Below are 6,764 nucleotides of genomic sequence, written 5' to 3'. Positions count from 1 at the left end.
TTTCTTCACTGCAGCTGCGACCTTCGCCGTCGCTGCTTTTGCGGGTGCTTTCTTTGCCGGTGCCTTCGACGCCGGCGCTTTGGATGACTGCTTAGCCATGCGATGCCCCTTCCGTTGTGCCGACGGCCGTAATGACCCGGCGCGCTCATGCATATCTGACTCGCGGCTTGCTAGCCAGCGAAGCAATAGACTGATTTTCGCAACTTAACTTTCGGTTACGATCGGCACATGATCGTGCTGATCGTCGCAGAAATTCACTGCTGATCTTCGACCATCGGCTAGAATGTGTCGCCGACATTCTCCACACTCCGCGGGAGCGCTCTTCTCGTGAAGCTCCGAAGATCAGCGAACAGCTTTGCGTGTCGATCTTCGTTCGCCAATATCATGACCACAGCCTCAGCGGTGCGATCATCTCATGCAGGCGGACGATCTATACTGCAATGCGGCAGCCGGCCAATGCATCACCTTGTCAAGCGCGATCGCAGACCCGACTGCTCGTGAATTGACAGACAACTCTATATGGCAGAGTATTCTGCACAGAAGGCCGGAGTACTTCGATGTCCATCGCACAGGGACAAACGGCGCTGTCGCCGTTCGAGATTGCCAAGACGGTCCGCCACGGCGGCGGCATGGTTGTCGGTGGCCTCCGGCTTGGCTGCACCGGAGCCAATCGATGAGTGCCGACGAAATCATCCACCAGAGCACTCGGCTCAGGATCATGGCCGCGCTGAACATGCTGGAAAGGCGCCAAACGCTGGACTTCACCGGGCTGAAGGCCATCGTGGACGTCACGGACGGCAATCTCGGCGCGCATCTCGATACGCTGGCCAGGGCCGGTTATGTCGACATCGAAAAGCTGTTCGTCGGCCGCCGGCCGCAGACGCGCGTCAAGGCGACCACGAGTGGACGGCGCGCGTTCCGCGGCCACGCCGCATTCCTGCGCAAGATCATCGATCAGGCGATGCCGCGCAGGAAATAGCGTGGCGACTGGGCAATCCGCTCAGCGCGCGGCAACAACGGCAACGCCGGCGCCTATCATCACACCGCCCGCCGCGCGGTCACCCGGCGTACGATCCTTGGCGTGCGCAACAGGTTGCGGGCGCGGCCGGCGAGGATGATATGAACGCCGATCACCACCGCTTCAACAGCCAGGATCACCATCATCAGCACACCAAGATGAGCAGCATTGAGCGATGCGCCTACGCCGCTAGGCAACAGCGCGACGTAGAACAACGGCATTTTCGGATTGCCAAGATTGAGCGCGATGCCGGTGGCAAAAATCGTCAGCAGCCCTCGCCGTCCTGAGACGGGCTGCCGTCCAGAATCTTCGCGATCCGCATTTCCGTCACGACTGATAGCCGAGGCAGATGGCGCCGAGCGCGACGATAGCGCAGGCGCCGACCCGCCGCGGCGTCAGCATCTCGCCGAGGAACAGGCGTCCGATGAAGGCCGCGAAGACGACGCTGGTTTCGCGGATCGCGGTGATCGGACCTGCTGGTCCGAGCGCGAAGGCCGCGACCACGACACCGTAGGCCAGAAGTGCAAACAGGCCTCCGCCGAGCGCCTTCCAGGTTTCAGGCGCGCGCGGGTCGACAATGAGCCGGCCACGGCAGGCGACGAAGGCCGCCGGCAGCAACGCGCCGTAGATCAGCAGGACCCATGCGGTGTAGGCGCCGGCATTTCCCGCCGCCCGAACGCCGAGCGCATCGACCGTCGCATAGGCGGCGATGATCGCTCCCGTTGCCAATGCATAGAATATCGATGTCGTGGCGGCCCTGCCCCGTCCGAGTGAAAGGCCCATGATGCCGCCAGCGACCAGCGCGACGCCGACGGTCTGCGGCAGAGTGAGCTGCTGGTTGGCCAGGAAGAACCCGCCGAGCGTGACAAGCAGCGGCACGCTGCCGCGAACGATCGGATAGACCTGCCCCAGTTCGCCGTATCTGTAGGCGGCCACGAGAAACAAGGTGTAGCCAACCTGCAGGCAGGCCGAGAGCACGATATAGGACCAGGCCGGCGCGGCCGGAAGGGCGTGGAAGAAGGCGAAGGGGATGGCGAGCGCCGTGCTTGAAAAGCTCATGACGGTAACGGTCCACAACCGGTCGGCCCCCGTGCGCAGGAACGCGTTCCAGCTTGCGTGCAGGATCGCCGCAAACAATGCGAGCCCGATGACCAGCGGGCTCATTGCGGCCGGCGCGAGGCGGCGACGATGCCCATGGCCGCCTTGCGGGAGTCGCGAATGGCGGCTTCTGCCTGCCCCATCTGCGCCAGCAAGGTCGCACCTTCGATCAGCATAAGCAGCGTCGCCGCCACGCTCTCGGCGCGGCCGTGCGGCATCATCTCTTCGAGGATAGACTGCATGCGCCGCTTGAGGCCGTTCTTCTGCCTGACAACGGCCTCGAAAATCGGGTGCCCGGGATCGCCGAACTCGGCCAGCGCATGTGCGAACAGACAGCCATGGAAATCCGGGCTGCGGAACCAGCGTGCATGCCAGTCGAAGATTTTTCCGATTTTCTGCTCCGGCGGAACGTCCTCCTGGGCGAGCCGGTCGAGTTGGCGGTCGAAACGCATAGCGCGATAGTCGAGCACCTCGACGATCAGTTCGTCCTTGCTGGGAAAGTGGCGATACATCGTCATCTTGGCCACATCGGCTTCGGCGATGATCCGGTCGATACCGGTGGCATGGAAGCCGGCGCGCTTGAACAGCACGTAGGCCGTGTCAACGACGTGTTGGCGCTTGCCGGAAGCGGACGATGGCGTCATGGAGATTACCTAGTATTGAGACAGGTCTGTCTCGCCTGTATGCGACGGATCGAACCTGCTGTCAACGCGGCGCGAAAAAACGCCTGCAGCCGATCAAGCCACAGGCGCGAAAGAGATTGGAAGGGGAAACCGGGTCTAGCGCAGAATGCGGCAGCGGCCGTTGTAGACCATCCAGCGGTCGAAGCCCGAGACACAGAATTCGACATTGTCGCCGATCGAGGCAAAGCCCTGGCCTTCCTCGATCAGGTACCAGATGGTGCGATCGCGGCCGTCGGACAGACTGACGGTGGCGCCGCAATAACGGCGACCGATCGGCCAGGTATCGTTGGCCGCCAGATAGCGATGCTGGTGGATGCGCCGGAAATCGGTGATCTGCACGTCAGGCAGATGCGGCACGTGATGCACCTGATAGGAAAAGCGGCTGGTGATCTTGTTCAGTACCCAGGGCTGACCGCAGACCCCGCTGTCTTCATCGGAATAGACCGTAAGATCGGCGGCCTGCACGGTCTGGGTGATACCGAGAGGCGCAGCAAGCGGGGTGAAGAGCGAAATCAGGGCGGCAAGGGCGGATTTGGCGAAGCGAGTCATGGCAGCCTCTCAAGGTCGATTGCGCGCACTGTGCGGATTCGCTCGGCGGCGGTCAAGCGGTTGCGTTGACAATGGTTTCCCAGTTTGAAACCGCTTTTTGACCAAAGCCGAATTTGCACGCACCGGAATGGCTCTGGCACGTTCATATCCAGACCCAAGAGCACGCGGTCCCTGGGTCGTCGATGAGACCGCCTCAAGCCTGCTCGCCGGCCAGCCATTCCAGCGACCAGTGCGCCGGCCGCCCCACCGCAAGCAGCCTGTGCAGGGCCGGCAGCAGCGTCCGCAGCTCGCCCTCCAGCGTGAACGGCGGGTTCACGACCAGCAGACCACTGCCGTCGAGGCTGGGTTCCGAAGAGGCCGGCCTGATCTCGAATTCGATGTCGAGCAGCTTCGGGATGCCGGATTGCTTCAGCGCCTTGCGGAAAGCGATGATCGCCTTGCGGTCCTTGATCGGATACCAGAGCGCATAGATGCCGCCTGGCCACCGCTTGTGCGCCCTGGCGAGCCCGTCGACGAGGCGTTCGAACTCACCCGCTTCCTCGAATGGCGGATCGATGAGGACAAGGCCGCGCTTTTCCTTCGGCGGCAGATGCGCGCCGAGCGCCAGCCAGCCATCGAGCTCGATGATCCGGGCCTGGAAATCGCCGGCAAAGAACGTCCTCAGCCTTGCGGCATCCTTGGGGTGCAGCTCGATCGCCGTCAGCCGATCCTGCTTGCGCATGAGATGGCGCGCAATCAACGGCGAGCCCGGGTACTTCTGGATGCCACCCTCGGGGTTGAGCGACCGTATTGTCTCCAGATAAGGCGCGAGCAGCGCCGCCACCGGAGCGGCGAACGGGGCATCGATCAGCCTGCCGATGCCGCCTTGCCACTCACCCGTCTTCTGCGCCTCGGCGGACGACAGGTCGTAGCGGCCGATGCCGGCATGGGTGTCGACGACCCGAAACGCCTTATCCTTCTGCTTCAGATACTCGAGCAAGCGCGTCAGCACGACATGCTTGACGACGTCAGCGAAATTCCCGGCATGATAGGCGTGGCGGTAGTTCATGGTTTTGTGCCGTTATGCATGTCGTTGTCCCAAAACCGCTGCACACTTTTGGGCGACATGCATCAGCCCCTGCCCCAACGCGGCGGTGGCGGCTGCGAGTTCGGATTTTCCGGCCGGCCGCCACGAGTGCGCAAAGTCAGCAAGAATCCGATCAGGCCGATCGCCATCAGCGCGAAGCCGACCGGCCGTGCACGGCTGTCGATCTCGCCGGCGCCGGAGCGCAGGATGAGATCGACCGCCCGCATTGGTATGTCGTCGGCATCACCCGGTCCGACGGTGAAGATATAGGGGCCAGGGCTGACGGTCGCGATCACGCCGGCCTCGTCGCGAAAGATCTTGTCGGTCAGTTGCGGGCTAGCCTGGCGAGGATTGTCGGAATGGTTGAACTGCAGCGTCGAGGCGAGCACCGTGCGGCCATTGCTTGCAGCGGTCAGCGTCAGGACGGTGCGCTGCTGCGAAACGATGCGCTCTGCTCTTGCGGTCAGGTCGACCAGCACCCGCACCGGCGCGTCGCGGCCGGAGAGCGGCACCGTCAGCGGCTTGAAGCGGCCCTGCTCATAGACCCGCCAGGTGCCGATCTCATGGCCGGAGAAGTTGCTCATCGCCCAGGGATAGACGACACCGATGCCGGCGCCGACGAGCAGGATCAGGACAAACAGAAAGCGCATTCAGATCACCATGGCGTATCGTGACCTTGCCAATAGCGCCCCGACGGCCAAAAGGCGATGGCCAGTTGCGGGCAGCCACCTGGAGGTGGGCCGTGCGGGTGCGAGCGCAACCAGATTGGCGGCGTGGCCGCGCAACAATTCAAGGTTCTACCTATGCGCTCAAAAATTAAGCCGAGTATTTCGCGCGCTGCGCTGACATCGCTGTCGGCTCATTCTCGGTCGTCCTTGCTGTCAAGTTTCGATTCTACCTCAAGGGACAGCTTCCGCGTCCGGTCATACATTGTCGTCGATCGAGCCAATATGCTGATTAGTAAAGAGGATTTTCCGTATGCGCCGTGTTTCAGCCCGAGAGACCGTCGCCCCCTCATGTTAACCATCCGCGAGCGCACTTGGTTAAGAAATCACTAATTTAGTTGACTATAATTTCCACAGGTATATTTTCGATATGTTGGGATGTGCAATTTGGGCGAGCAATCGGCGATGGTGACACCGAGCGGGTGACCGCGTTTTCGGGGCGCAGAGAATGCTGAGCGGCAGCACGGAGGTCGTGTAGTCGTACCAGCTTCGCGAAAGCCAAAGAACAATTAACGCACATCAGTGATGGCGATTCCGCAGACGCGGAGGTTTGCCACGTTCTCAGGAACGTGGCCGGGCGATGCTTTGTCCCGGCCCCGGCGGTAGCGTGTGCGGTGCGTGCGAGGAAAGCATGGGTAAGCTTGTCAAGGTTCTGAAACTGGAATCCGGCAGCCAAAGGGGCGCCAACCAAAGCCGACGACGCGCCCTTGTCGCCGGAGGCGCGGGGTTTTTAGGATCGCATCTGTGCGAACGTCTTTTGCGGGACGGATACGACGTTGTCGCGCTGGACAATTTCCACACCGGCAAAAGATACAATCTCAATACCCTTCTGCGTAATCCGAGCTTCACCTGTATCGAGCACGACATCGTCGATGCACTGCCTTCGGATCTTCAGTGCGACGAGATCTACAATCTCGCCTGCCCCGCCTCTCCGCCGCACTACCAGGCAGACCCGATCCACACCTTCAAGACAAGCGTGCTTGGATCGCTGAACCTTCTGGAACTCGCGCGACAGAACAAGGCCAAGATATTCCAGGCCTCTACGTCCGAAGTCTATGGCGATCCCTTCGTGCATCCACAGCCCGAGAGCTACTTCGGCAACGTCAACACGCACGGACCGCGTTCCTGCTACGATGAAGGCAAGCGCTCGGCCGAAACCCTGTTCTTCGATTATTCGAGAACCTATGGCCTCGATATCCGTGTCGCCCGCATTTTCAACACCTACGGGCGCCGCATGCAGCCCGACGATGGGCGTGTGGTTTCGAACTTCATCGTCCAGGCGCTGCGCGGCGAGGACCTGACCGTCTATGGCAGCGGCCAGCAGACGCGCTCCTTCTGCTATGCCGACGATCTGATCGAGGGCTTTGTCCGGCTGATGAACGCGCCGAGCGCGCCCACCCACCCGGTCAATCTCGGCAACCCTGCCGAATTCACCATCATGGAACTGGCGACGCTGGTCGTCGATTACACCAACGCCCGATCGAAGATCGTGCATCGGCCGCTGCCCGTCGACGATCCCAGGCAGCGCAAGCCGGACATCTCTTTTGCCAAGGCCAATCTCGGCTGGGAGCCGAAAATCAGCTTGAGCCAAGGGCTCGCGCGCACCGTCGAGTATTTTGACACCC

The 6,764-nt window shown here is 61.8% G+C and carries 7 protein-coding genes and 1 pseudogene; 2 read left to right on the top strand and 6 right to left on the bottom strand.

Annotated features, from left to right (window positions below; all coding sequences use genetic code 11):
- Window positions 1-673 precede the first annotated feature (673 nt).
- A complete protein-coding gene (locus EN939_RS15470; RefSeq protein ID WP_127268687.1) occupies window positions 674-979 on the top strand; it encodes a transcriptional regulator in 306 nt (101 codons plus the stop codon).
- Between the two features lie 21 nt (window positions 980-1,000).
- On the opposite strand, the pseudogene EN939_RS15465 reads toward EN939_RS15470, so the two are convergent.
- The 6 genes and pseudogenes from EN939_RS15465 to EN939_RS15440 form a co-directional block, all read right to left on the bottom strand.
- Window positions 1,001-1,314, bottom strand: a pseudogene (locus tag EN939_RS15465) (LysE family translocator); the annotation flags it as partial.
- A gap of 31 nt (window positions 1,315-1,345) precedes the next feature.
- The gene (locus tag EN939_RS15460; protein ID WP_127268686.1) at window positions 1,346-2,182 is read right to left on the bottom strand and encodes a DMT family transporter; all 837 of its coding nucleotides are present in this window, start codon (window positions 2,180-2,182) and stop codon (window positions 1,346-1,348) included.
- Entirely contained in the window at window positions 2,179-2,760 is a 582-nt protein-coding gene (locus EN939_RS15455) for a TetR/AcrR family transcriptional regulator (protein ID WP_127268685.1), read from the bottom strand. Before EN939_RS15455 ends, EN939_RS15460 begins: the two co-directional genes overlap by 4 nt.
- Before the next feature lie 135 nt (window positions 2,761-2,895).
- Window positions 2,896-3,348 (bottom strand): hypothetical protein, encoded by a 453-nt coding sequence (locus EN939_RS15450; RefSeq protein ID WP_127268684.1) that lies wholly within the window; start codon window positions 3,346-3,348, stop codon window positions 2,896-2,898.
- 193 nt (window positions 3,349-3,541) lie between these two features.
- A complete protein-coding gene (locus EN939_RS15445) occupies window positions 3,542-4,396 on the bottom strand; it encodes a 23S rRNA (adenine(2030)-N(6))-methyltransferase RlmJ (RefSeq protein ID WP_127268683.1) in 855 nt (284 codons plus the stop codon).
- Window positions 4,397-4,458: 62 nt separating this feature from the next.
- Window positions 4,459-5,064: a hypothetical protein gene (locus EN939_RS15440; RefSeq protein ID WP_127268682.1), complete on the bottom strand. Its 606-nt coding sequence runs from the start codon at window positions 5,062-5,064 to the stop codon at window positions 4,459-4,461.
- 706 nt (window positions 5,065-5,770) lie between these two features.
- Here EN939_RS15440 and EN939_RS15435 point away from each other — a divergent pair.
- Window positions 5,771-6,764, top strand: a 994-nt coding sequence (locus EN939_RS15435) for a UDP-glucuronic acid decarboxylase family protein (protein ID WP_164751007.1), incomplete at its 3' end; no start/stop codon positions are given.

This window comes from Mesorhizobium sp. M7A.F.Ca.CA.002.05.1.1, assembly GCF_003998335.1.
Classification (GTDB): Bacteria; Pseudomonadota; Alphaproteobacteria; order Rhizobiales; family Rhizobiaceae; genus Mesorhizobium.
This window is presented reverse-complemented; position numbering and strand designations above follow the sequence as displayed.